The sequence below is a fragment of the Lachnospira rogosae (ex Hitch et al. 2025) genome (genome assembly GCF_040096455.1).
GTDB classification, from domain to species: Bacteria; Bacillota; Clostridia; order Lachnospirales; family Lachnospiraceae; genus Lachnospira; species Lachnospira rogosae.
This window is the reverse complement of the sequence record NZ_JBBMER010000004.1, coordinates 331,399-356,991: the sequence shown is the minus strand read 5'-3', so window position 1 is coordinate 356,991 and position 25,593 is coordinate 331,399. Positions and strand designations below refer to the sequence as shown.

At 35.9% G+C, this 25,593-nt stretch carries 23 protein-coding genes and 1 rRNA gene; 4 read left to right on the top strand and 20 right to left on the bottom strand.

Going from position 1 to position 25,593, the window contains the following annotated elements; all coding sequences use genetic code 11:
• The 11 genes from WMO14_RS07770 to WMO14_RS07720 form a co-directional block, all read right to left on the bottom strand.
• Positions 1 to 77 (bottom strand): 16S ribosomal RNA (locus WMO14_RS07770); the annotation flags it as partial.
• Between the two features lie 648 nt (positions 78 to 725).
• Positions 726 to 1,595 (bottom strand): TPM domain-containing protein, encoded by an 870-nt coding sequence (locus WMO14_RS07765; protein WP_318255974.1) that lies wholly within the window; start codon positions 1,593 to 1,595, stop codon positions 726 to 728.
• Positions 1,588 to 3,279 (bottom strand): TFIIB-type zinc ribbon-containing protein, encoded by a 1,692-nt coding sequence (locus WMO14_RS07760; RefSeq protein WP_349153604.1) that lies wholly within the window; start codon positions 3,277 to 3,279, stop codon positions 1,588 to 1,590. Before WMO14_RS07760 ends, WMO14_RS07765 begins: the two co-directional genes overlap by 8 nt.
• A 59-nt stretch (positions 3,280 to 3,338) precedes the next feature.
• Positions 3,339 to 3,974 (bottom strand): methyl-accepting chemotaxis protein, encoded by a 636-nt coding sequence (locus tag WMO14_RS07755; RefSeq protein WP_055307008.1) that lies wholly within the window; start codon positions 3,972 to 3,974, stop codon positions 3,339 to 3,341.
• Positions 3,975 to 4,010: 36 nt separating this feature from the next.
• Entirely contained in the window at positions 4,011 to 5,387 is a 1,377-nt protein-coding gene (radA, locus tag WMO14_RS07750) for a DNA repair protein RadA (RefSeq protein WP_090141280.1), read from the bottom strand.
• Between the two features lie 138 nt (positions 5,388 to 5,525).
• On the bottom strand, positions 5,526 to 5,939 hold the full coding sequence (locus WMO14_RS07745; RefSeq protein WP_022503094.1) for a hypothetical protein: 414 nt from the start codon (positions 5,937 to 5,939) through the stop codon (positions 5,526 to 5,528).
• Between the two features lie 85 nt (positions 5,940 to 6,024).
• Positions 6,025 to 8,499, bottom strand: coding sequence for an ATP-dependent Clp protease ATP-binding subunit (locus tag WMO14_RS07740; protein ID WP_055175960.1), 2,475 nt, complete (start codon positions 8,497 to 8,499; stop codon positions 6,025 to 6,027).
• A 108-nt stretch (positions 8,500 to 8,607) separates the two neighbouring features.
• Positions 8,608 to 10,185, bottom strand: coding sequence for a putative polysaccharide biosynthesis protein (locus WMO14_RS07735; protein ID WP_349153603.1), 1,578 nt, complete (start codon positions 10,183 to 10,185; stop codon positions 8,608 to 8,610).
• 81 nt (positions 10,186 to 10,266) lie between these two features.
• Positions 10,267 to 11,367 (bottom strand): hypothetical protein, encoded by a 1,101-nt coding sequence (locus WMO14_RS07730; protein ID WP_349153602.1) that lies wholly within the window; start codon positions 11,365 to 11,367, stop codon positions 10,267 to 10,269.
• 19 nt (positions 11,368 to 11,386) lie between these two features.
• On the bottom strand, positions 11,387 to 12,373 hold the full coding sequence (locus WMO14_RS07725) for a phosphodiester glycosidase family protein (protein ID WP_055175969.1): 987 nt from the start codon (positions 12,371 to 12,373) through the stop codon (positions 11,387 to 11,389).
• Between the two features lie 37 nt (positions 12,374 to 12,410).
• Positions 12,411 to 13,484 carry a bifunctional glycosyltransferase family 2/GtrA family protein gene (locus WMO14_RS07720; protein ID WP_022503099.1) on the bottom strand — a complete coding sequence of 358 codons (1,074 nt, stop codon included), beginning with the start codon at positions 13,482 to 13,484 and terminating at the stop codon, positions 12,411 to 12,413.
• Between the two features lie 239 nt (positions 13,485 to 13,723).
• Between WMO14_RS07720 and WMO14_RS07715 the strand changes: the two genes are divergently transcribed.
• The 3 genes from WMO14_RS07715 to WMO14_RS07705 all read left to right on the top strand — a co-directional run bounded on the left by WMO14_RS07715 (position 13,724) and on the right by WMO14_RS07705 (position 15,151).
• A complete protein-coding gene (locus WMO14_RS07715) occupies positions 13,724 to 13,987 on the top strand; it encodes a hypothetical protein (RefSeq protein WP_022503100.1) in 264 nt (87 codons plus the stop codon).
• Between the two features lie 258 nt (positions 13,988 to 14,245).
• The gene (locus tag WMO14_RS07710; protein ID WP_022503101.1) at positions 14,246 to 14,878 is read left to right on the top strand and encodes a hypothetical protein; all 633 of its coding nucleotides are present in this window, start codon (positions 14,246 to 14,248) and stop codon (positions 14,876 to 14,878) included.
• Positions 14,879 to 14,950: 72 nt separating this feature from the next.
• Entirely contained in the window at positions 14,951 to 15,151 is a 201-nt protein-coding gene (locus WMO14_RS07705; RefSeq protein WP_022503102.1) for a hypothetical protein, read from the top strand.
• 228 nt (positions 15,152 to 15,379) lie between these two features.
• On the opposite strand, the gene WMO14_RS07700 is transcribed toward WMO14_RS07705, so the two are convergent.
• The 4 genes from WMO14_RS07700 to WMO14_RS07685 all read right to left on the bottom strand — a co-directional run bounded on the left by WMO14_RS07700 (position 15,380) and on the right by WMO14_RS07685 (position 20,137).
• Positions 15,380 to 15,877, bottom strand: coding sequence for an ATP-binding protein (locus tag WMO14_RS07700; protein WP_055307014.1), 498 nt, complete (start codon positions 15,875 to 15,877; stop codon positions 15,380 to 15,382).
• Positions 15,874 to 16,548: a hypothetical protein gene (locus WMO14_RS07695; RefSeq protein ID WP_055307015.1), complete on the bottom strand. Its 675-nt coding sequence runs from the start codon at positions 16,546 to 16,548 to the stop codon at positions 15,874 to 15,876. The genes WMO14_RS07700 and WMO14_RS07695 overlap by 4 nt, the downstream gene beginning before the upstream one ends.
• 370 nt (positions 16,549 to 16,918) lie before the next feature.
• Positions 16,919 to 19,339, bottom strand: a complete 2,421-nt coding sequence (leuS, locus tag WMO14_RS07690; RefSeq protein WP_055175979.1) for a leucine--tRNA ligase — start codon at positions 19,337 to 19,339, stop codon at positions 16,919 to 16,921.
• Between the two features lie 255 nt (positions 19,340 to 19,594).
• Positions 19,595 to 20,137: an LCP family protein gene (locus WMO14_RS07685; protein WP_500796442.1), complete on the bottom strand. Its 543-nt coding sequence runs from the start codon at positions 20,135 to 20,137 to the stop codon at positions 19,595 to 19,597.
• 321 nt (positions 20,138 to 20,458) lie between these two features.
• Between WMO14_RS07685 and WMO14_RS07680 the strand changes: the two genes are divergently transcribed.
• Positions 20,459 to 21,313 (top strand): prephenate dehydrogenase, encoded by an 855-nt coding sequence (locus WMO14_RS07680; protein WP_090141409.1) that lies wholly within the window; start codon positions 20,459 to 20,461, stop codon positions 21,311 to 21,313.
• A gap of 118 nt (positions 21,314 to 21,431) precedes the next feature.
• Here WMO14_RS07680 and WMO14_RS07675 read toward each other — a convergent pair whose 3' ends face one another.
• The 5 genes from WMO14_RS07675 to rpoD form a co-directional block, all read right to left on the bottom strand.
• Positions 21,432 to 21,695 (bottom strand): Txe/YoeB family addiction module toxin, encoded by a 264-nt coding sequence (locus WMO14_RS07675; protein WP_090141411.1) that lies wholly within the window; start codon positions 21,693 to 21,695, stop codon positions 21,432 to 21,434.
• The gene (locus tag WMO14_RS07670; protein WP_022503109.1) at positions 21,692 to 21,952 is read right to left on the bottom strand and encodes a type II toxin-antitoxin system RelB/DinJ family antitoxin; all 261 of its coding nucleotides are present in this window, start codon (positions 21,950 to 21,952) and stop codon (positions 21,692 to 21,694) included. Before WMO14_RS07670 ends, WMO14_RS07675 begins: the two co-directional genes overlap by 4 nt.
• 84 nt (positions 21,953 to 22,036) lie before the next feature.
• Positions 22,037 to 23,644, bottom strand: a complete 1,608-nt coding sequence (locus WMO14_RS07665; protein WP_022503110.1) for a nucleoside kinase — start codon at positions 23,642 to 23,644, stop codon at positions 22,037 to 22,039.
• On the bottom strand, positions 23,645 to 24,457 hold the full coding sequence (locus tag WMO14_RS07660; protein ID WP_022503111.1) for a tRNA (adenine(22)-N(1))-methyltransferase: 813 nt from the start codon (positions 24,455 to 24,457) through the stop codon (positions 23,645 to 23,647).
• 28 nt (positions 24,458 to 24,485) lie between these two features.
• Entirely contained in the window at positions 24,486 to 25,565 is a 1,080-nt protein-coding gene (rpoD, locus tag WMO14_RS07655; RefSeq protein WP_318255997.1) for an RNA polymerase sigma factor RpoD, read from the bottom strand.
• Between the last annotated feature and the right edge of the window lie 28 nt (positions 25,566 to 25,593).

Genomic DNA, 25,593 nt, shown 5'->3' with positions numbered 1-25,593 from the left:
TAAATGCTTCGTTCGACTTGCATGTGTTAAGCACGCCGCCAGCGTTCATCCTGAGCCAGGATCAAACTCTCATAAAATATGTTCTGCTTCATAAAACACTTAAGAGTTACTTCGTAACTCCCAGATGTTTTTCAAAACATCAAGTTTGCCTTGTCAGTCTTAAACTAACTAGCTTTAATAGTTTCCTTATACTGTGTTTAAGGATTCATTCAATTGCTTGAATGATGTTCACAAAAGATGTATACTTAATTCCAATGAATTATTGTACTCATCTCGAAATTCTAAAAAGAATTTTCAAGGTTGTCTTTCTGTTCAGTTATCAAAGTTCATCGCTCTCAAGTTCAGTATTTATCTGTGTTTGAGAAGCTTTCGTGTCGCTCATCTCTCGTGGCGACTTGATTATAATAGCACCTACCAGGTATTATGTCAACAACTTTTTTCAATTTTTTTGAATTTTTTCCAATTTTTTTAAAAACCCCCTAAAATACGGCATTTCCAAGCAATATAAATACTGATTTTGACAGCTATTGGACGATATTTGTTTATAAAATGCTTTTAATTAAGTCATTTTTTTCTTAATATTCCTTGCCACAATACCAACCATAGTACAAAATCCATTTAGTTATAGGTATAAAAATACCGGTTTCCAGTTGTTAGTTTTAACCTCTAACTCCGAAAACCAGTATATCAATAATATCTGTTAATAAAACAACACCAATGTGATATTAGAAGCTGTGGCCTCCGCCACCTCCGCCTCCACCACCTGACGAACCACCGGAAGACGAGCCCCCTGATGAGCCTCCTGAAGAGCTGCTGCCTGAGTCTGTCTGTACTGGTGAATATGTCCTGGTCTGATAACGGTATGTAACCTGACAATTATTAATAGCCTTTCCAGCAAATATACCTTTCATTATATCTTTTCTTGATGGTGCCTTCTTCCTTAAATATAGTCTTACAATTCCATAATTAATAATTAATGCCGCTACAACAGCAAGAAGTGCATTGCTTATATACTTCATTGGTTGTGATATTCTTCTGCCTTTAAGAAGTGCAAGTTCCTGCTCATACACCTTATATGCACACATATAATAGTCTTTTGATGAAGCATATCTGTATACATTATCAGTTATTGTATCTGCGTATGAGCTTGTAACTGTACTGTATATCTTACCATTGCTATGTATCCAGATATTACGGTTATACATATCAATTATAAATATCGTCCCACTATCAGTGCCATATTTTTCCCTGTACAGGCTTCTTACATAACTTTCAGTAGTGGTGCTGTTGGTATCTATAGTCTTTAACATTACATTACCATACACTGTTATCTGTTTCATAATGTCTAACAATGAAGAATAATTACTCTCATCTATAATGTCTGCGTCATCTTCTATAACAGCCTCATATCCTGTATCAACATTATTATATTGATACTTCTCTTCATCAGCTTTTACCTGTAGTAAAGAAGAAGCCGCAAATACTAATAGCAATAGAACAACTGCTGTTAACGCCATAACTGCGTGAATACATCTATGTATGTCTTTAACAGTATATTTTCTATCTACAGCACATATAATACTTCTATTATGCATTATCATCACCTCCACTATAATTATCAAACTGTGGAAGCTTTCTAGTTGCAAGAACATTGTAATATCTGATTAAATCCATAATAGTATACATTATTGCAATTAATTCAGCTATAACAGCACCATAGTAATATAGATCCGATACAGGATTAATCCACAGCACTACCGAGGCTATTGCCATCGCCGCAAGTGAACCTATATTACCTGATATCTTCTTATTAGTTATCATTTTAAATGTCTTATGATTAACAAGAGTAAGCACTATACCTGTTATAAGACATATAACACTTATAGAAAATCCCGCCCCAATATCTCCAGAACCATAGAATATAGACATCATCTGAAGATAGACATACAACATAGGAAATACACAACACACCAATGAAATCATCATAGTTACCACTGCCATATTAGTTCTTGTCGTTCTTCTTTTATTCTTACGTCCATATGACCTTGCTTCACGCCTGCCTTTGTCTATAGCATCAGCTATATCGCCTGCAAGCTGTTCTTCACTTTTACGCCTTGCCCCTGGTGATTCATTGACATTAATAGCTGAACCTGCATACATTCTGCCCTTGTCATCTAACTGCCGGTCTTTCTTGTATATTTTCTTTAATTCTAATACATAAAGAATTATTGTAAATAATGCTATAATCGATGCAATCCCCAATGTAGTCTTAGGTCTTAATGTAAATGAACTGTTAAGCATTAAAAATATAGGTATTGCAAGAATAACCGAACCTATAAAATACCTCATAAGTGATACTGGCAGATCTGCCGCTGCCTTCCCTGTCTGTCCATTAACTGTCGCATATGCAACTCTGTCTTTATTACGGTATGATAAGAACCACACCGGAAACATTGTTCTATCCTGTGCTACTACCTTTGTCGAAAGTCTTCCCTCAATATCCCCCTGATAATTATCAAGTTGTACTGACCCAAGATGTGCTGACCTTTTGACATAGGAATATGTCTCGTCAACAGCTACATTTTTCGCATCAGCCCTGTATACATCTGGTGCAACATCTGCTGTATCTGCATAGAATCCACTAAGCATTGATGGAGTAAATGGATTCATATTCTTAACGTCATATGGTGCTATCGCCTCACTTATACTGTCATCAAATGACGATGAAGCATCATATGACAGACCCTTATACTGGCAATCCAAATCGCCAGTTATATCATAATAGTCTGTATAAATGTAATCTCCCCGTCTATGGCTTTTAGAACCGCTTAGGCACATTGGTCCTTTCTGGGTTATATAATACGTCCAATAAGGCATATATATACCTCTGAAACCATCTATAAACTTCTCATCTTTTAATTCCTTAGGGGCAAACCACGCGTGACGTACCATTTTCTTATAAGCCTGCTTACAGTCCTCCTTAGTCTTGGAAAATGGTATTATATATCCTGGTCTTTGCTGTTTTGATACTCTGCTTGTCAGAATTGTTGATGCTCCACAAAAGCTGCAAAAATTAGCTGCAGTATTATCAGTACTTAATATCTCTCCACCACAGTTAGGACATTTGAATACAGTAACGTCATATTCCTGACTTTCCTCCGCATCCTGTTCCTTACTGATTGCATATGGGTCATACTTCGTACCGCAATGGTCACACATCAACTGCTGTGATGGTATGTCAAAGACTAATCTTCCACCACAGCCCGGACACTGATACATATATTAATCCTCCCTCATATAATAATATGTAATTACAAAATCCGATTACCTGAATACAGCTACATCAGTGCATTCTTAGCCTTATCTGTAATCTCTCTCTGATATGCAATTTCGTTCTCGATATTTCTTGCAACCTCATTAGCAGTGTATGCCGCATCTACAACTTTATTAAGCACATTACCAATCTCATCTGCCTTTTCTTTCTGCTGGTTAGAATTCTCATATATGTTCTTCATAGAGCCAACTGTCTTATCAACTGACTGCTGTACCATATTGATTGTATCTGTAATCTCCTTTGATGACTTGGCCGACTGTGCAGCAAGATTCCTTACCTCACTTGCAACAACTGCAAAGCCTCTTCCGTGCTCACCTGCTCTTGCAGCCTCAATAGAAGCATTAAGCGAAAGTATATTGGTTCTGCTTGATATTGATGCTATAACGCCTGCAAACTGTTCAATGTCTTTAGAAAGCTTTTCAAGTTCTTTAATTCTTGCCGCTGATTCTTCTGCTATCTCATTAAGTTCAGTTATCATCTTAAGAATTTCCTCAACACTTGAAATACTCTCTTTCACGAGATTAAGTGATGTATCTGATGAATTAATTACATCAAAAGCATCTTTTTCTAACTGCTCCTGTGATGAATCCAATCCTTCAAGAATTCCTGACAGGTCGCTTACTAATTTACTGTTATCCATATTCTTCCTCCAAATATGTATATTATTCTTGTATATTTATATTAAGTCAATTGCTTCGTTAACATTATGTATACCAATAAGATTAATTTTATCATTATTTTTAATATTTTTCAAGCATACATATGGTAATATGCAGGTTGTGAACCCTAGCTTAACAGCTTCATTCACCCTCTGCTGTGCCTGTGTTACGGCTCTTACCTCGCCTGACAATCCGACTTCACCAAATATAACTGTTCTGCTGTCAACTTCTTTATTCTTAAAACTACTGACAAGTGCTATAACTATCCCTAAATCAAGTGCTGGTTCAGATACCTTTATTCCACCTGCCACATTAAGATAGGCATCGCTTGAGGACATTCTCATTCCCGCCCTTTTTTCAAGGACTGCCATCAACAGATTAACCCTGTTATAATCCGTTCCCGCAGCAGTACGCCTTGGCATACCAAAGTTAGAGTCACACACAAGTGCCTGAACCTCAACCATAAGAGGTCGCGTGCCTTCAATAAGACATACTACAACTGAGCCTGACGCCCCTTCTGGTCTTCCAGACAACATATACTCCGATGGATTGGCGACCTCACTTAAACCGTCCTGCCTCATCTCGAACACCCCAATTTCATTGGTAGACCCAAATCTGTTCTTTACACTTCTTAATATTCTGTATGAAGCATATCTGTCCCCTTCAAAATAAAGCACTGTATCAACCATATGCTCAAGCACTCTTGGCCCTGCAACAACACCTTCCTTGGTAACGTGTCCTACAATAAATATCGTTATATTAAGTCCCTTGGCTAACTGCATAAGAATAGATGTACTTTCCCTTACCTGTGACACACTTCCAGGTGCCGCAGATATTTCTTCCCTGTACATAGTCTGTATAGAGTCAATTATAACCACCTGTGGCATTTCTTTTTTTAGAACCTCTTCTATAATATCAAGATTAGTCTCGCAGAACGTCTTAAGGTTATCGTTACATCCACCTATCCTTTCAGCTCTTAGCTTAATCTGTCTTAACGACTCCTCTCCGGATATATACAGCACCTTATTGCCTGCATCTGATAGGTAATAGCACATCTGTAACAAAAGTGTTGACTTTCCAATACCGGGATCTCCACCTACAAGCACCAGTGAACCCTGCACAATTCCACCACCAAGAACTCTGTCAAGTTCGCCTATTCCTGTTGATGTTCTCTCCTTCTCTTCAGAATTAATCTCTTTTAAGCTCACCGGATGGTTATCCTTATAGGTGCTTTCTTTCCTGACTGCTGATATACCCTTAACCGATGACTTAGATGCTATTGGTTCTTCAACAAATGTATTCCACGCCTTGCACGCCGGACACTGCCCGAACCATTTTGCTGACTCATATCCACACTCACTGCAAAAAAATGCCGTATTTTTTGCTTTTGCCACTTCTCTTCTCCTCTCTTTCTGATACCAAATATAAAAAAGCTGTACCCCGCATTGGTCTATATATGACTTTATGCCAGGCACAGCATTTATTAAAATTTACAATTATGACACCTGTTAATGTTAAAGATTGTAGTATTATTATGCTTTAACAACTTCTACACTAACACTCTTACCTTCTTCAAGGCTTACTGAAAGTACAATCTTGCCACCCATATTAGTAGCCATAGTTCCCTCAGATACTCCATTGATTGTTACATTATAAGAAGCGCCTTCTTCAAGCTCAACTGTTATCTGTGCATCATCGCTTCCTTCCACCGTAAATGATAAGCCTGTATCTGCAGCCTTAAAATTCATAACAGCTGTTCCAGGAACAGATTCATATACAAATGAACCATTGCGTTCAAGCTTCGTAATCTCCTTAAATGTCTTTACCTTGTAAGAATCTCCACAATGTTCAAAATCTGATAACTTTGACTTAGTATCCAGCTTATAATTACCAAAGCTAAGAGTTCCATCCTTCTCTGAACGAATTAACTCATTAATTACTGGCATATTATTGTCCTCCTATGTTTTATTACGAATATCTATACACACATTATACAACATAATGTACAACGACGCTAGTATTTTAGTAGTATTATTTGTGAATATTTCTATTATGACCTCGTTTGCAGCTAAAGTTCAGTTTACCATCCTTAACTGTTACCAATACTTTGTTGCCAGCCTTTATACTGCCTTCAAGTATCTTCTCTGCCATAACATCTTCTATTTCATTCTGTATTGTTCTTCTTAATGGACGTGCTCCATATTTAGAATCGTAGCCCTTATCAACAATATAAGCCTTAGCCTCATCATCAAGTTCAACCGAAAGACTCATCTGCTCCATAATTCTGTTATTAACGGTTCTCATCATAATATCAACAATCTGTCCAATCTGTTCTTTCTTAAGCATATGGAATACAATTATGTCATCAATTCTGTTAATGAATTCCGGACGGAATATTCTCTTAACTTCTTCCATTACTTTGCTCTTCATATCTTCGTGCTCTTTTTCCTCTGATGTTTCCGAAGTAAATCCTAAAGATTTAGGTGCTACAATATTCTCCGCACCTGCATTGGAAGTCATAATAATAACTGTATTCTTAAAGTCCACAACCCTTCCTGTTGAATCTGTTATATGTCCGTCATCAAGCACCTGTAAAAGTACATTGAATACATCTGGGTGAGCTTTTTCAACCTCATCAAAAAGTACAACTGAATAAGGGTTTCTTCTTACCTTCTCACTTAGCTGTCCGCCCTCATCATATCCTACATATCCCGGAGGTGAACCGATAAGCTTAGACACCGTATGCTTTTCCATATACTCAGACATATCAACTCTTATAAGAGAATTATCTGTTCCAAACATACAGTCAGCAAGTGCCTTTGAAAGTTCTGTCTTACCTACACCTGTAGGCCCTAAGAATAAGAATGAGCCTATTGGTCTGTTAGGATCTTTTAAACCTACCCTGCCTCGTCTTATAGCCTTGGCAACTGCTGTAACCGCCTCATCCTGTCCTATAACCCTGTTATGAAGCATTTTTTCCAAATTCATAAGCTTCTCTGACTCAGCCTCTGCTATCTTGGCAACTGGAATCTTAGTCCACATTGACACAGTCCTAGCTATCTGTTCTTCATCAACAGTAAGGTCACTGCCGTCTATGCTCTCCTGCCAGCTTGTGCGAAGCTTTTCAAGCCTGTTCTTCTTTCTTGTCTGCTGTTTCTTAAGCTCAGCCGCTTCATCATATTTCTCTGACTTAATAGCCTGCTCTTTCTTAACTGAAAGTTCATCTATCTGTGTTTCAAGCTTCTTAATATCCTTTGGTACAACAAATGCTTCAAGCCTTGTTCTTGAAGAAGCCTCATCTATAAGGTCAATTGCCTTATCTGGAAGAAATCTGTCATTGATATATCTCTTAGAAAGCTTAACTGCCGCTCTTACGGCATCATCTGTAATAACTACATTATGGTGTTCCTCATACTTAGGTCTAAGTCCCATAAGTATGTCAATCGCCTCATCTTCTGTTGGCTCTTCCACCTTAACCGGCTGAAATCTTCTTTCTAATGCAGCATCTTTTTCTATATGTTTTCTGTATTCTTCTAGAGTTGTAGCACCTATAAGCTGGATTTCTCCTCTTGCAAGTGATGGCTTAAGAATATTAGAAGCATCTATAGCTCCTTCTGCACCACCAGCACCAATAATTGTGTGAATTTCATCTAAGAATAATAAAATGTTGCCTGCATTTCTTACTTCTGCAATTACCCTTTTAATTCTTTCTTCAAATTCACCTCTGTATTTAGAACCAGCCACCATACCTGATAAATCAAGTGTTACTAATCTCTTATCCTTAATAGTTGATGGAACTTCGCCTTCAACTATTCTTAATGCAAGACCCTCAACAACTGCGGTCTTACCTACACCGGGCTCGCCGATAAGGCACGGATTATTCTTTGTTCTTCTTGATAATATCTGGATAACTCTCTGGATTTCCTCTTCCCTGCCTATAACAGGGTCAAGCTTTTTATTACGGGCAAGTTCTGTTAAATCCCTGCTGTACTGGTCTAACATAGTTGTTGCCTTTTTATCCTTAGCCTTAATTCTGCCATTCTGAAAATCTTCTTTAAGACGTGATACATCTTCGCCCATTCCCTCTAATAACTCTGTATATATCTTCTTAATTGATACACCCATTGTATTAAGAAGTCTTGAGGCAACACTTTCAGTTTCCTTCATAATGGCAATAAGAATATGTTCTGTACCTACTTTATCAGCTTTAAATCTTGCAGCTTCCTCTATTGAGTTAGTAAGAATCTTACGAACTCTTGGAGTATAGCCTGCCGGTTCTTTAACACTTACCGCATTATCCGGTGCAATAAGCTGATATATAAGATTAAGCACTTTAGTTTCTGTTACATCATTGTTCTGTAAAACCTTGTATGCAAGGCTGTCTTCAACCTGTATAAGTCCTAAAAGCAAATGTTCAGACCCAATATAGCTGTGTCCATTAACCGCAGCAGCAAATGCAGCCTGTTCCAATACTTTTTTGGCTTTATCTGTAAACTTATCCTGCACTTTATTTCCTCTCTTTCCTGATTATATTAATCTATAATGATGTGAGTATCAAAATTTTATTTTAACACTCTCTGATATATCCAGACTATTTTGTAATAATACCATTTATCAGAATACATCTTTAAACTTCTTCATAAGAAGAACATATGGTCCAAAATATGTGATTGCTGCAACACACAATGCCGCAAGCACTGATATTGTATTAGACATTGTAATATTATTAATTATATTATATGTCAAAAATGTACATATACCCATTAATGCTGAACATATAACCGGCTTTGCAAATATTGATATAACAGGAAGCCTGTATCCTTCATCTCTATACAATGCTATAAGATTAAGCACAAATATAATAACAGGGAATGAAGCATTACCTATTACAAGTGAGAATATGCCAAGATTAGTAAATTCCAGCAATACAAGCACAAGTATTATATGGACAACTAATGATATAAATGAATTAATCATAGGAGTCTTAACTCTGTCTACTGCCTGAAGTGCTGAGCTTGTAACTGTTGATAATGTATAAAACACAATGGCTATAGCACCTATTTTTAACATAAGCCCGCCCTGTACACTATCATATCTTGAAAATAGCAGTTTAATAATAGGCTCACCTATCACAAAAAATCCAACAAATGATGGTACCGCTATAAACATATTAGTCTTAAGAGTCTTTGTTATCTTTGAATATATACTGTCATAATCGTCTTCTGTATAAGATGCTACAATACTTGGAAGCATCGAGGCTGATAACGCTGTCGCTATACCCTGTGGTATACTTATAAGCAGTGTATAACTTGAACCAAAGTTACCAAGATCCATTGATATATTTTTCGATATATTTCTTGTCATCATTATATTACTAAACATTACATCATCTATTAAGGCACTAATCTGATAAAACGTCTGGCTTAATATAATAGGAACCATTGTAATTATAATTGTCTTATAAATGTACCTGTTAGTATCCTGCCTTGTAACACTCTTATCTTTAGCAACCATACGCATAAATGTAGGTCTGTATATAAGATACAGAAATATAAAGAATACAAGTGCAGTAAGAGCACCCATAGCTGTACCAAGTGTACTTCCTGCCGCTCCATAAGCAGAAGCATTAGAAGCACTACTGTATGCTTTCATAAGCATATAACCTGCAGCTATACTAACACCTGCATTGACAAGCTGTTCTATAATCTGTGAAACAGCCGTTGGAATCATAGTTCCCTGTCCCTGAAAGAAACCTCTTAATACACCTAATAATGCAACTATAAATATGGTTGGGGCTAATACTCTTAATGGTATTGCAAGGCCAGGTACACCCCCGCCATATATAACATTTTCTATAAAATCAGCACCAAAGTATACAAGCAGTGCCGCAACACCACCAGTAAACGCACCGACTGTCAGCGAACATCTTAATACCTTCGCCGCATTCTTATATCTTCTTTTAGTAAACCTTGCAGAAATCAGCTTTGAAACAGCCATCGGAAGTCCATATGATGACAGCACAAGTATTATGTTATATACATTATATGCCGTTACATATATACCATTACCTTCACTTCCAATTATATTAAGCACCGGAATTCTATAAACCATTCCAATTATTCTTACAAAAATTCCAGCCATAGCAAGTATGGAACCATGTAATATAAAATTGCGCTTATTATCCTGTGACATAACTTTCTCCATTCCTGCGCTGACAGCGCATTGTTATTTCCTGCTATATATGTCTGTTGTTTATAATTATCTTATTTATAATTATCTTATAGAAAAATCAGCTAACATCCACTTATCATTCTGCTTAACAAACACATATGTTAAAGAAATATTGTATGTTGTGCTTCCTGATGACCATTTTACATTAAGATTGTAATCTACATCACACGAATAACAGTCATCTGAATATTTTCTAAAGTTACTTACATTCTCGTCAGTAATATCATATGTAAAAGTTCTTCCTATCAGATATACATCGATAGCCGGAATATCACTCATATATTCCTTGGCATTACCAATCATATAGCTTGAAAGAGTACTTAAGCTTCCTCTGTTAATCATATATTTGCCGTAATTCTCAGCAACTGTTAATATATGACTCTTCTCGCTTGAAAGAAGCTCATCATCTGATGGATAATATGCCTCATATCCATCTTTAACATATTCAGTATCAAGCTCTTTGCCATTATAGGTAACCTTAACCTCTGGCTTGGCAAACATTCCGTTAATATTGTATACATCATCAACTGGTGTAGTAACATAATCTCCAACGTGCTTGCAAAGGCTTACATCTGCCTCACCTGTAATATAATCAGATGAAACCTTAACTCCGTTAACTGTCACTTCACTATTCTTAGGTGCTGTAATTTTAACTGAATGTTCTGTATTCTTAGTCTTAGAGTCTACATTAAAGTCTATAGAAGCTAACTTCCACTCTGTGAACTTATGAGCGTTCTTTTTCTTCTCTGTAAGAGTAACATTGGCTATCTTCTTATCATCAGCATAAAGAATATATACCGGATTGTTCTCTGTATATTCTCCTGCCTTCTTCTTATAGCTTACTTCCTTATCAGCAAATGTATCCTTAAAATAATCTGATACAATATCTTCTGTCTCGAACTCTCCAAGGATACCTGCATCCTTAATCCATTTGCCTACATTCCCTGCTTCAATATGTGATACAAGCTTATCCATAGTATTGGCTGGCCTGCCAGCCTCGTAATCCTTTAATAACCCGTATAAAAGCACTAACGCAACAGCAATAATCACTACCAGTGCAGAGGCATATATCACAAGAAACTTCTTAAATCCTGATAATCTCTTAAAAAAATTCTTCTTTCCATTATTATTATTCTCTGACATTCTTCTCATCTCCGTGTAATTATTTAATCAAAAATGCTGTTGGAAGTGTTCTTGGTCCTGTTGGTGAATATGGCTTATTAATAACCTCACCATTATAATACATCTGTGTTGATGTACCACCATCCATAGCTGATGCATTTACAGCACCGTACTGAAGCATAATATCCTGTAAATCTGAGAACGATGCACCAAGGCTTGTAGCCTGTCTTCCGTCTACAACAAGAAGAAGGATAGCTCCGTCAGCTCTCTGTCCTATCGCTGTTCGTGGATTAAGTCCTCCACCAACACCATCAACATCCTGTGGTTCACCATTAATTATAAGAAATGGACCTATATCACTGCTTACATTGACACAATCTCTTATTCCAAGTTCTACAGCCTTAGCTGATGTCATATTCCCCATTACCAGCTTATTATCAAATGTTATTCCAGTAACGTGGTACATTGTAGATGAATCACCCTTTAATATATTACCATTTACCATAACAAGTCCGATTGGCATAGCTGTCTGTGGTGTTGAGTCAACGAATTCTCCACCATTGATACCTGCTAGTGCATCATATCTCTGTGCTATCTCAGCAACTGTCCAGCCCTTTTCAAGCTTGAATTCTGGTACTGTTCCTACAAATAATCTTGAAGGATCTTTGACAATCATAAGCTTACCGCTATATGTTCCAGCCTTTACATCAACAACATAAAGGTCTTCTTCATCACTAGATGAATCCTGTCCGATTACAACAAGGCTTGAATCAGTTATATCAGTAGTATCCTTAACTGAATTCTCCTCTTTAATCATATCAATCTCTTCCTGTGAACAGAACCAGTTAGCCATAAAACCAAGCTCTCCTGTCTCCTGAAGCGATAATATAAACTGCTTCTTAGCAAATGTAGAAGGTCCCCACGCAAGCATAGCCATAACAAGATAAAGACCAACTACAAGAATTACGATAGTAGTTAAAAGCGTAGCTCCAACTCTTCCTAGCCACTTAAGTACGTTATTCTTCATTATTATCCTCATTTCTATTGATGTAATTCGTGTCTAATTATTTAAACACCCATTTTTTCTGTATGTTGTAGCTTATTACAAATAAGCATAAATCAACAATTATCTTTGTAAATGCGACAGCCACACTGCCAAGCACTAATAATCTTGTAAAGATGTATACAAGAAGATATGATGCCATAAGCTGACACGCCCATAATATGTAATATCTGACCATAGATGACTTGACATCTTTGTCTGATTTAAACACAAGACGTCTGTTCATCGTGAAATTAAATATTGACGATATAATTCTTGCGGCTACCGTACTAAATAACAGTCTTATTGATATTGTAAACGCAAAAAGAAAAAATTCAAGTAAATTAAATATTAAATTATCTATAACCCACGATGCCAATGAGCTTAATATATATTTAACAACTGTTGGTGAAAATGAATACTTGAATATAACCTTATATATCTTTATTGAGTCCTTAACCGGATTAAAATGTGTTGATGCATTATCTTCTATATACACTGTCTCAATTGGCACTTCCATAAATTGAATATCCGACTTCTTAAATTCAAGCAGCATAGTTGTTTCATACTCGAATCTCTCGCCCTCAATATTACAAAATGTATCAAGATAACGGTATGGAATAGCCCTCAAACCAGTCTGTGTATCTGAAATATTAAGTCCACACATAACTTTGAATACCATACTTGTCATATTGTTACCAAACCGGCTCTTAAACGGAACATCTTCTCCATCAAAACGTCTTACTCCAAGAACAACCTTGTCATTCTTTACCATAGCCTCACAACAGTTATATATATCATCTGCCCTATGCTGGTTATCTCCATCTACTGTTACAACGCCATCATATCCCTGTCTGTTCTTAAGGCAGTATTCAAATGCCGTCTTTAAGCCTCTGCCCTTACCCTTATTAACCTCATGGGTAAGTATTGTACACTGGCTGTAACTGCCAACCTTCTCAAATGGCCATAAATGTGCCGAATCACTTCCATCATTAACAATTATAATATCTTCGAATCCCTTCTTAACAAGTGAATCAACAACACTTACAAGCTTATCATCAGGGTTAAGTGATGGGATAATTACTGATATTTTCATAATAATCTCCATTCTTATGTCCAAACCAAGGACAATATCTGCACGATTAGTATGTACACTGGCACATACTATTTTCTTATATAACAGACTACTTCGTAGTCACTTATGTGTTAAATAACAGCACAAACTTAATGATATAATAATTTTAAAAATATTGCAATATTCACAAAAAAATAAGTAACACAAACAAGCCCTGCCACATATTATTGTATTGTAAATGTTTTATCGGAGGATTATTTATGAGTGATTTAGCAGCAACTAACTGTGGCGGATGTAATGGATGTGGAGATTGCGGATGTGGCAACAACATCATCTGGCTCATAATTCTTTTACTTCTATTTGACGGAAATGGCTGCGGCTGCAACAATGGCTGTGGCTGCGGCAACAATAACTGCATCTGGCTCATCTGCCTTTTATGCTTATGTGGCTGCGATGGCGGTAATGCATTAGGTTTCGGCGGCTGTAACAATGGCTGTGGCTGCAACAACGGCTGTGGCTGCTAATAGCGGCTGACTCCCAGCAATGATTATATCTGCTAATAACTGCTATAAAATATAACATTTTATATACAGTTGCAGAATAAAAGCAATTATCAACATCAGTTGCTGATATTATCTTTTATGTCTATTTAATGAGGCTGTATTCCGTCATTTTAAATTCTACGGATACAGCCTCATATCCTGGTATTTTAATGAATATACTAAAACAAGTCTATTAGACACACATTATATATTGCGTTTGTCGCAGGAATCGAGGATTGAATGGCGAAACAATTACCTGTTACTGAATTTGATATTCTTACCCTACCCGACTACCTTCAATTATTTAAAGCCCTCATTCCTTTTATGGAATACGGTATGCAAAAAAAGCTCTCTATGCTTATAAGGGCAAATGAATTAAAACACACATTAAGCTTCTACAACTCTCCCTATAGCTGTAACACATTTAAAACATGTAGTAATAGCTCAGGAATAAATGCTAACACTTCCTTGAATGATATATTAAATAATGAAGCTATTATGAAAACCATTATGGCTTACTGCCCAGACAACATTGAACAGTTAATAAACACTTACCGGAACTTTTCCAAAATGTCTGATATGTTAGGCATGATGGATATGTTTAATAATGCCTCAGGGGATAACAGCTTTAATAATGTTAATTCAAGCGGTTTTAACAATGCCAGTTCTAATGAATTTAACAATAATAATTCTAATGATAATTCTGAATTTAGTAATTTTAATAATAACACTGGCTCTGGTGGATTTAACAATATAAACATTAATAATATACTTAATTCTTCGCAGAAGGATATGTACAATGAATATATTAAACAGCTTGATAAGCTGGACTTTAATGATAGCAATAATTATGGAAGTTCCAATAATAATTAACTGTTATAAATGACTTTTGTCTTACATATTTATATTTGTAATTATTATTCTCAATCAGAAATGGAGATTTATATGTCAGAAAATGATTTTCGCAAACAACTGCTTTTAAATGAATTCAAAACTCTTTCCAAAGGTAAGAATAAAGAAGAAATCGTTCCGCTTATATTTGCATTAAGCCAGAAGGCTAAGCAGGCAGGAATACAGTTTACAAGACAGGATTGCGAGCTTATATATAAGCAGATTGTGCCTGGTGGTAATCCGCCGGAAGGGTGAAGTGGGATACTTTGAAATGTAGATTTGATATTACTTTCCTATCGAAATGGCATACGAACGACAATAAGCCGAGGGTGGCGGCACAGGGGCAGTGCCGCTACCCTCGGCTTATCGTCTGGTATGCTCTGTATTCAATGTTTAATATCACTTATCCGCTTAATTACTAAAGTCTGCAAGATTTATCCAGATATATACAATCTCAAAATAATACCGTCAATAATATTTTTATTATTCTAAATATATAATAATATCAACTTCAAATTGCCCATTTTCATATGATTTAATCATTGAGCCATCATATTTATCAACGATTCTTTTTATACTATCCAGACCATAGCCATGATTATCCTTATCATCCTTTTTACTTATGATATGTCCATCAATCTTGTTTATACTGCCATCATATAAATTGGACATAGAAATATGTATCATTCCCGCAGTATATTTAATATCCATACTTACTTTTGAATTATCCAATGCATTTTCCAATGCATTATCAAGCAGATTACCAAGTATAATATTTACATCATATATGTTTATTTCAAGATTTTCTGGTATTGCAACTGACACAGCCAGTTCAAGGGACTTATTCATATATTTTTCAGCATAAAAATTTAGAATTCCATCGAAGGCTTCATTACCTGTATTATATATATTTTGTGCATTTATAATATCATCACTTATCTGATGCAAATAATCTTTTGCCTGCTGAATTTTATCCTTCATAAGCAAATCTGACGTTCGTATATATTCATCTGCTGTTTTAATTCAAGATTTTCTCTTTCATATAGAAAACGGTCAAGCATAGACATATAAAAAATATATAACATCAAATTAAAGCTCAATATAATAATACTGATTGTAAGCACCGCAATTCTTGAAACCACCATATCCTTATATACAACATACAATACTGCAATACTTAATAATGCCGAATATAACAATAAATACCATTGTCCTGACAAATCAATCCTGCCTTTTCCCTTAAAAGCATTTTTAATTCCTATTACAACTATATAAAAAAACAATACAGAAATAAATGAACTGACAATATCATAATTATTAGAATCCGGTGCTTCATATAATAAAAAAGAAGCTAACAAATCTATTACAAACATAATTGCATAAAGCATTATACTTAATAATAATTTTTTCTGGAACTTTCCTCTAAAACTACCAGATAAAAATATTATTCCTGCAACTGTAACTATTAAATTAACCAAAACATTATGAAACACCAGATAACTTAATAATGTAATAATATATGTAATAACACAACTTATAATATTTCGTCTTAAAGAATGTACATTTAAAAATATTTTAAAATATTCCAAAATAATATATATTCTCACAAATTCAGTAACTCCAGATACAACAACATCCTCTAATTGCATCATCCATTACCTCCACGTTTGTTATATTCTATCATTTTTATATTAAAAGCATCTTTGTATTTTCTTCCAATATTGATACAATCCCCATTATCCATTATACGAAAATAATATGATACTATAACAAATATTTGTGTCTGTTTTTTGATTTCCACGTTCCCATAACGCAAGTATAGCACAACCCTCCGCTTCCGGCTACCTTAACCCACCGTCTAAAGCCAGTGGGATTGCGGTAGCCCTATTTCAACATTAAAAAAGCATATGGAAAATGATAAGTATCCTCCTTACTGGTCTGTCCAGTAAAAAGAGTACATATCAAAATTTCCCATATGCTTCAAATATAATTCAGTAATAAATCAACTATATTTAATATAATTTATTTTGCAACAATATTTACAATCTTGCCAGGTACATAGATTTCCTTAATTATATTACCTGTAATCTTGCCTTCTACTGCTTTCTTAGCCTTTTCAAGAACTGACTCCTTAGCTTCATCAACTGCAATAGAAATAGTTCCCTTAACCTTACCATTTACCTGAACACCAATCTCTACAGTGTCTTCCTTGCAGGCTTCCTCATCGTATGTTGGCCAGCTTTCATAAGCTATTGTATCGTTATGGCCAAAGCGGCTCCACATTTCCTCACCTGCGTGTGGGCAGATACAAGAGAACATCTTTATAAAGCCTTCTGCGTATTCTCTTGAACACTTGCCAAGCTTAGTTGCAGCATTCATAAATATCATCATCTGGCTGATAGCTGTGTTAAAGCCAAGCTTTTCAAAGTCATCTGTAACCTTCTTAACTGTCTGGTTATATACCTTTTCAAGCTCCTTAACTTCCTCATCGACAACATTGCCTTCAGTTGTGAAGAAATTCCATACCTTACCGATAAATCTTCTTGCACCTTCAACACCCTGCTGGCTCCAAGGCTTAGAAGCTTCAAGAGGTCCCATGAACATTTCGTAAAGTCTTAAAGTATCAGCACCATATTCTCTTACGATATCACTTGGGTTGATAACGAACTCTGGAAATCTCTTACCCATCTTGATACCGTTAGAACCAAGAATCATACCCTGATGAACTAACTTCTGGAATGGCTCTGCAACTGGTGATATACCCTTGTCGTAAAGGTATCTGTTCCATATTCTTGAGTACATAAGATGTCCAACTGCGTGCTCTGGTCCACCTATATAAAGGTCAACTGGAAGCCAGTGCTTAAGAAGTTCCGGATCACAGAGTTCCTTATCATTATCTGGGTCGATATATCTCATATAATACCAGCTTGAACCTGCTGAACCAGGCATTGTTGAAGTTTCTCTCTTACCCTTAAGTCCATTATGTTCATACTGCTTCCATTCTGCTGCATTTTCAAGTGGAGCCTGTCCATTTTTGCCCTTGTAATCTTCAAGTTCTGGTAAGATAAGTGGAAGCTCATCATCATCAAGAACGTGAATCTGTCCGTCTTCAAGATATACGATAGGCACTGGTTCACCCCAGTATCTCTGTCTTGCAAATATCCACTCTCTGAAATGGTAGTTAGCCTTTCTTCTTGCTACGCCCATTTTTTCAAGTTTCTGAGTAATAGCTTCCTTAGCTTCTTCTACTGTAAGGCCTGTGAATTCCTCTGAGTTGATAAGCTTGCAGCCCTTGCCAAGGTAATCATACTTTTCAAATGCCTTTTCTGATACATCAGCGCCATCAATAACCTGTATTCTAGGAATATTGTGTGCCTCTGAGTACTCAAAATCTCTCTGGTCGTGGCTTGGAACTGCCATAACAGCACCAGTACCATAGTTAGCAAGAACGAAATCACCTATGTATATAGGAACTTTCTTGCCATTTACCGGGTTAATTGCATATATTCCTTCAAGAACACAGCCTGACTTAGTCTTGTTAAGCTCTGTTCTATCCATATCATTCTTCTTAATTGTCTCTGCAATATAAGCTTCTACCTCTTCCTTATTCTGAATTCTTGGCATAAGCTCTTTAACGATATCTCCATCTGGTGCAAGTACCATAAATGTAATACCATATATAGTTTCAATACAAGTAGTAAAGATAGAGAAATCTCCACCACCGTCAATCTTAAAGTCAACCTCAACACCTTCTGACTTGCCTATCCAGTGTCTCTGCATTTCCTTAGTAGACTCTGGCCAGTCAATATGTTCAAGTCCTTCAAGTAACTTATCTGCAAATGCTACCTGATCGATAACCCACTGCTTCATATTCTTTCTTACAACAGGGTATCCGCCACGCTCTGACTTACCGTCAATAACTTCATCATTAGAAAGAACTGTACCAAGTTCCTCACACCAGTTAACTGGCATATCTATATATTTAGCATAGCCGTCAAGGTATAACTGCTTGAATATCCACTGTGTCCATTTGTAGAACTTAGGATCACTTGTTGCTAAAGTCTTGCTCCAGTCATAATCAAAACCCAATTCCTTTAACTGCTTAGTAAATGTTTCTATATTCTTTTCTGTAAATCCATTAGGATTGTTGCCTGTCTTTACAGCATACTGTTCTGCTGGAAGTCCAAATGAATCATATCCCATTGGATGAAGTACATTATATCCCTGCATTCTCTTCATACGTGAAGTGATATCTGTAGCTGTATATCCCTCTGGATGACCTGCGTGAAGACCTACTCCTGATGGATAAGGAAACATATCAAGTGCATAGTACTTTGGCTTTGAAAAGTCCCATACATCTGTTTTAAATGTTCCGTGTTCTTCCCAATACTTCTGCCACTTTGGCTCGATAGACTTGGGATTATAAGTTGTTGTATTAGCCATCTTAAAACCTCATTCCTGCACCGGTTATACCAATCCGGTGCTTTCAATCACATATTTACTCACTTTCAAATATTATCACAATGAAAGTATTTGTCAATAACCGGCCACTTTTTTACGGCAATCCTTTGACATTGACATTATATCTTTGTATTTCTGTCATTTTTCTCATTGCTATTTTACATTAATCATTTTGCTTTAATCTTTTTACTTTAATCTTTTTGCTTTAATCTTTTTACTTTAATCTTTTTACTTTGGTTATTTTACCTTAGTATAGAAATTTTCCAGTACTATTTTTTTAAGTGCCATACTATCCGTATGGTATTCCTCAAATTCTTCTCCCATCTTAACCTCACCTGGAATTGTTGTCACATCTTCCATAGAAAAATGGGTTCTTCCTGCAAGCTGTGCAATATACATAAGCTCTGAAGCTGATATATCAGTATATATGCAGTCATTTTCTTTAAGCTTATTAAGAATAGATAACGCTATCATCGGGTTACGCTTAAGCTTTGATTTGGCTGTGCTTACAAGACTGCTTATATATTGCTCCTGCCTTTCCACCCTGTCCATTGCGCTCTTAAATATTGTACAATCTCTTTCTCTTATAAATGTAACTGCCTGCTCTCCATTAAGCTTTAATGTGTTACCCTTGTAGAACTCCGGTTCGAGAACTTCTCCACTCTCATCTGTAAAATCGTTCTCTATGGTAACCTCAACACCTCCCACAGCATCATTAATCACACCTATAGCTTCACAGTTAAATACACACACGCGGTCTATAGGTATATTATACATCAGCCTTGATACTGCCTCCGCGTTACAAGAAGATTGCTGTCTATGCCAAGCACAAGTATATTTACAATATCAGCATTATATATATACTGTCCACCATTATATTCAACGCTATCAGAAATAACTTAATTTATACGTATTATTTTATGAACATTTTTGACAAATTTTTCAAAAGTTGTTTAATTACTTTAAATATATTTAGTTTCATCCTTTACACTGTTACTTTAAAGTGCTAAAATCTATAACAATCATTGTATTTTAATGATTTTAATTACACACAAACATCATATTTATTATTAAATTATAAGAAACGAGGTTAAGTATATTATGGATTGTAAAGTTGGTTTTATAGGCTTCGGACTTATCGCTGGCTCTATAGCGCACGCACTCAGGGAATCGGGCAATAATTATAATATAATTGCAACAAGCAGAAGACTTGAGCCTGTGTATAAAGCAAAGGAAGACGGAGTTGTTGATGACGTACTTGACTGCGTTGATGATAGATTTGCTAATTGTGATTTTATAATTCTGTGCACACCGGTAATAACGATGAATGACTACCTTAAGCAGTTAAAAGATATCGTTAAAAGCGGCTGTATTATAACTGATGTCGGAAGTGTTAAGACTTCAATACATAACACTGTTAAAGAGCTTGATATGGAAAATGTATTTATAGGCGGCCACCCTATGGCTGGCTCTGAACTTACAGGCTATGCTAATTCTTCATCAGCAATTATGAAAAATGCACGCTATGTAATCACTCCAACATCAAAGACTACCAATGAACAGCTTGAACGCTTCAAAGCACTTGTGTATGATATGAAAGCCAATCCTATTGTTATGGACTACACAATTCACGATAAAAGCGTAGCCGCAATAAGCCACCTTCCACACCTCATATCTACAGCACTTGTAAAGCTTGTATCTGAACAGGACGACAACGACAAGCATATGCAGATGTTAGCGGCTGGAAGCTTTCGCGATATGACAAGGGTAGCCGCTTCATCTCCTGAAATGTGGGACCAGATATGTGCTTCTAACTCAGAAGACATAAGCGTACTACTCGGCGATTATATTGACATATTAAGTGAAATTAAGAAGAATATTGATAACAAAACTCCAGGGTATGTTAATGAACTTTTTGAAATGTCCAGGGAGTATAAGAATTCGTTTAGGAAATAGTATATGTTATATATAGCTATATAACAATTTCTATTGTTTTCGTTACAAGTTAATTTCAAAAGAATACTCGGTCACAACCGAGTCGGTTGTGACCGAGTATTCTTTTACTCCATATTTTCTACTTATCCCTATAGTGCGTTCCACATTGTATGATTTCAATATTATTATTTTCTATTCTGAAAACAATCCTATTCTTCTCATCAATTCTAACACTCCAATATCCTTGTAAATTGCCACTAAGAGGCTCTGGCTTTCCTATACATTGATATCCATTTCTGTCAATATCCATCAATAATCTATTTATCTTTTTTAGCATCTTCTTATCCTGTGTCTGCCAATTAAGATATTCTTGCCAAGCCTCATCTCCCCATAATTTTCTCACTCATCCTCCTCTATTAATTCGTGCTCCTTTAAAGTACTTTTACCTGAACGTATATTTGCCACACGTCTTTCCAATTCTTCTATATTATACTTACTATAGAATGGGTCAGCTGTAAGTTCAAAAGGAATACGGTTTTCCCTGACAACTGTTTTTAAGAATATATTAATTGCTGTTGACATACTTAGTCCTATTTCGTCTAATGTTTTCTCTGCTTTATGCTTTATCTCATCATCTACACGTAAACTAATCTGTGCCATAATATTCACTCCCTTCTGTATAATAATTATAATATTTTCCGCCATACTATGCAAGCATTTGTATATACATTTGCTATTATTTTTCTAAACCCTAAAACATCCTCCCCCAATAAATTCTCTCATTATAGAATTAATCGGAACATTGTCTGCCTGACAAGGAAGGAAGTACGCTAAGAACTTAAGCAACCTCTTAGCTTCCTGATATTCCGGGTCATCTTCTGTTATTGAGAAAAGTAAAGGCTCTACTATTGGCTTTAATATACATAGCTCATATGCCATAGCCGAATTAAACATAGCATCTGCTTCTTCCTGAAATGGAAAGATATTCTTTTCTTCACCTTTTCTAACCGACTCCCACATTGAAAGTGTTCTCTTGGCAGAAGCTCCTCTTGTTCTGTAATCCCTTGCCATACGTCTTATAAGACGTCCATCTGTTGTAGCAACTCTGTTATGCTCGTCAACATTAAGCTGTGTAAGTGCACTTATATAGATTTTAAACTTGCTTTCAACTGGAAGTGCGTAGGATAATTCATCATTAAGGCAGTGTATACCCTCAATAACAAGAATATCTTCTTCCCCAAGCTGTATATAATCACCATTGTATTCTTTCCTTCCTGTAAGGAAATTAAACTGAGGTATCTCAACCTTTTCACCTCTTAGCAATGCATTCATATGGTCATTAAAAAGCTTTATGTCTATTGCATGTAAATCCTCAAAATTGTACTCTCCATTTTCATCAACAGGTGTCTGCTCTCTCTCCACGAAATAATTATCAACCCCAATTGCGTGTGGCTTAAATCCACTTGCTCTTAACTGTATAGATAATCTGTGTGAAAATGTTGTCTTTCCAGATGAAGATGGTCCGGCTATCATAATGAATTTAACGCCTTCCCTTTCTTTTATCTGATTAACAATCTCAACAATCTTCTGCTCCTGTAACGCTTCCTGAACAAGAATAAGTGAATTAATATCCCCGCTTATTATATGCTTATTCAATGATGCAACTGTATCAACACCAAGCATATCTGCCCACTCGCTTCTTTCCATAAGTACATTAAAAAGCTTAGCCTGTGGTGCAAATTCCGGCACTGTTTCCGGATTTTCTTTAGTTGGCAACTGAAGAACAAAGCCCTTATCATACTGGAATATGTCAAATGTCTTTAATATTCCTGTATTAGCTGCCATATAACCATAGAAGTAATCGTAATAACCCTCTATGCTGTATACATTAACATAAGAACTAATTCTATATTTGAATAACTGTGTCTTATCTTCCATTCCGAACTTCTTGAACAGCTTAATAGCCTCTGATGTCTTCATTCCCTGCTTCTTAATAGGCAGGTTTTTCTTAACATCAGCTCTCATAACTTCTTTTACTTTATTAAGAAATTCTTCTGTAATCTCAAAATCACCCTTTATATCGCAATAAAGACCTTTGCTAAGAGAGAATTCAACTGTAACTCTCTTGATTTTATTATCTGTATCAAGCTTATGTATTGCATTGAGCATTAAAAGAAGTACGCTTCTTTTATACGCCTCATTACCCATAGTTTCTCCTACAGTAATAAATTCCACCTTTTCATCCGTTATATCCATATCTGATATCTCTGTAAGCTTGCCGTTGACATTAGCAAGAATAATATCATATTTGTAATCTTTTGCGGCTTCTGCTGCCATCTGTGATAAAAGCATTTATTGCTCCTTCCATCTTCCTAACGCCTTATTAATAACAGCAATATCTTCATCAATAGCCTTGATTCTATTCTTCACAGACACTGACTGTTCTTTATTAAGAAGATTATCTCTAATATTATTACAACTCATAAGTTCTTTATTAAGATACTCATAAAGCACTTCTGACTTATTATCAAGAAGGTATTTTCCATATCTTAATTCTTCCTCAGTGTAAGCTGTAATCTTTTTTTCATTATTATTCTTTTCATTATTATTCTGATTATCATTTTTATAAATGTCATCTGCATTAACAACATTTTTATTAAAATGCTGTTCATATGGCGTGTTGTATACACAGTCAAATATAAAGTAATATTTTCCGTCTTCTAATAGAATATGTTCTGACTTAATATCTATGCCAGCTTCTAAAAGATATGCACGGAAATCCCTTAATTCTGACTGTGCAGATAAGACAAGCTGGGTATTATACCCAAGCTTGTCTATACCTGCCTGTAATATACTCTTCATAAGCTTTCCGCCCATACCGCATATAGTTACTGTATCAACGTCACCTTTATTAATACCTTTAAGCCCGTCACAAAGCTGTGTAGTTATCTTATCTGAAAGTCCATATTCATCAATGTGCAGCTGTGCACGTCTTAATGGTTCTTTTCTTACATCACATGCATATACTTTATTACTTATTCCATTCTGGACAAGATATATTGGAAGATATGCATGATCTGTGCCGATATCTGCTACTCTTGCACCTTTATTAACAAGGCTTGCAGCACATTTTAATCTCTCAGATATATTAATAATATTGTTCATACATTTTCCTTGTTATCTTATTGGTTAATTAGTCAAGATAATCCTTAAGCTTGCGGCTTCTGCTTGGATGTCTTAACTTTCTTAATGCCTTGGCTTCAATCTGTCTGATACGTTCTCTTGTAACATTGAATTCTTTACCAACTTCTTCAAGAGTTCTTGCCCTTCCATCGTCCATACCAAAACGAAGTCTTAATACCTTCTGTTCTCTGTCTGTAAGTGTTCCAAGAACTTCTACAAGCTGTTCCTTAAGAAGTGTTGAAGCTGCGGCTTCTGCTGGTACTGGAACATTATCATCCTGAATAAAGTCACCAAGGTGGCTGTCTTCCTCTTCACCGATAGGTGTTTCAAGCGAAACCGGCTCTTGTGAAATCTTCTGGATTTCCCTCACTCTCTCAACCGGGATATCCATAGTCTCTGCTATTTCTTCTGGAGATGGCTCTCTTCCTAATTCCTGTAAAAGCTGTCTTTGTACTCTTACAAGCTTGTTGATAGTTTCTACCATATGAACTGGAATACGGATTGTTCTTGCCTGGTCAGCAATAGCTCTTGTGATAGCCTGTCTTATCCACCATGTAGCATATGTTGAGAACTTATATCCCTTACGGTAATCGAACTTTTCAACAGCCTTAATAAGACCGAGGTTACCTTCCTGAATAAGGTCAAGGAACTGCATTCCTCTTCCAACATAACGTTTTGCAATACTTACAACAAGACGTAAGTTAGCCTCTGCTAGTCTTTTCTTAGCTTCCTCATCACCCTGTTCCATTCTCTTAGCGTACTCAATCTCTTCCTCTGCACTTAAAAGTGGAACTTTACCAATCTCTTTTAAGTACATTCTTACAGGATCTTCAAGGCCAATACCATCTGGTACAGATAAATCAATCTTTTCAATATCTATATCATCTTCATCATCAAGAAGGATATCGTCCTCCTCAACTTCATCATCATTCATCTTAACATCTACATTACAAGCTTCAAGGAATTCAAATACCTTTTCCATTTTATCTGCTTCAAAATCAGTATCCTGAAAATAGTTCATAATTTCCTTATAATCAAGGACATTCTTTTTCTTCTTGGCTATTGCAAGTATTCCTCTGCATTTTTCCATAAATTTTTCCTGAATAGCCTGTGCTTTT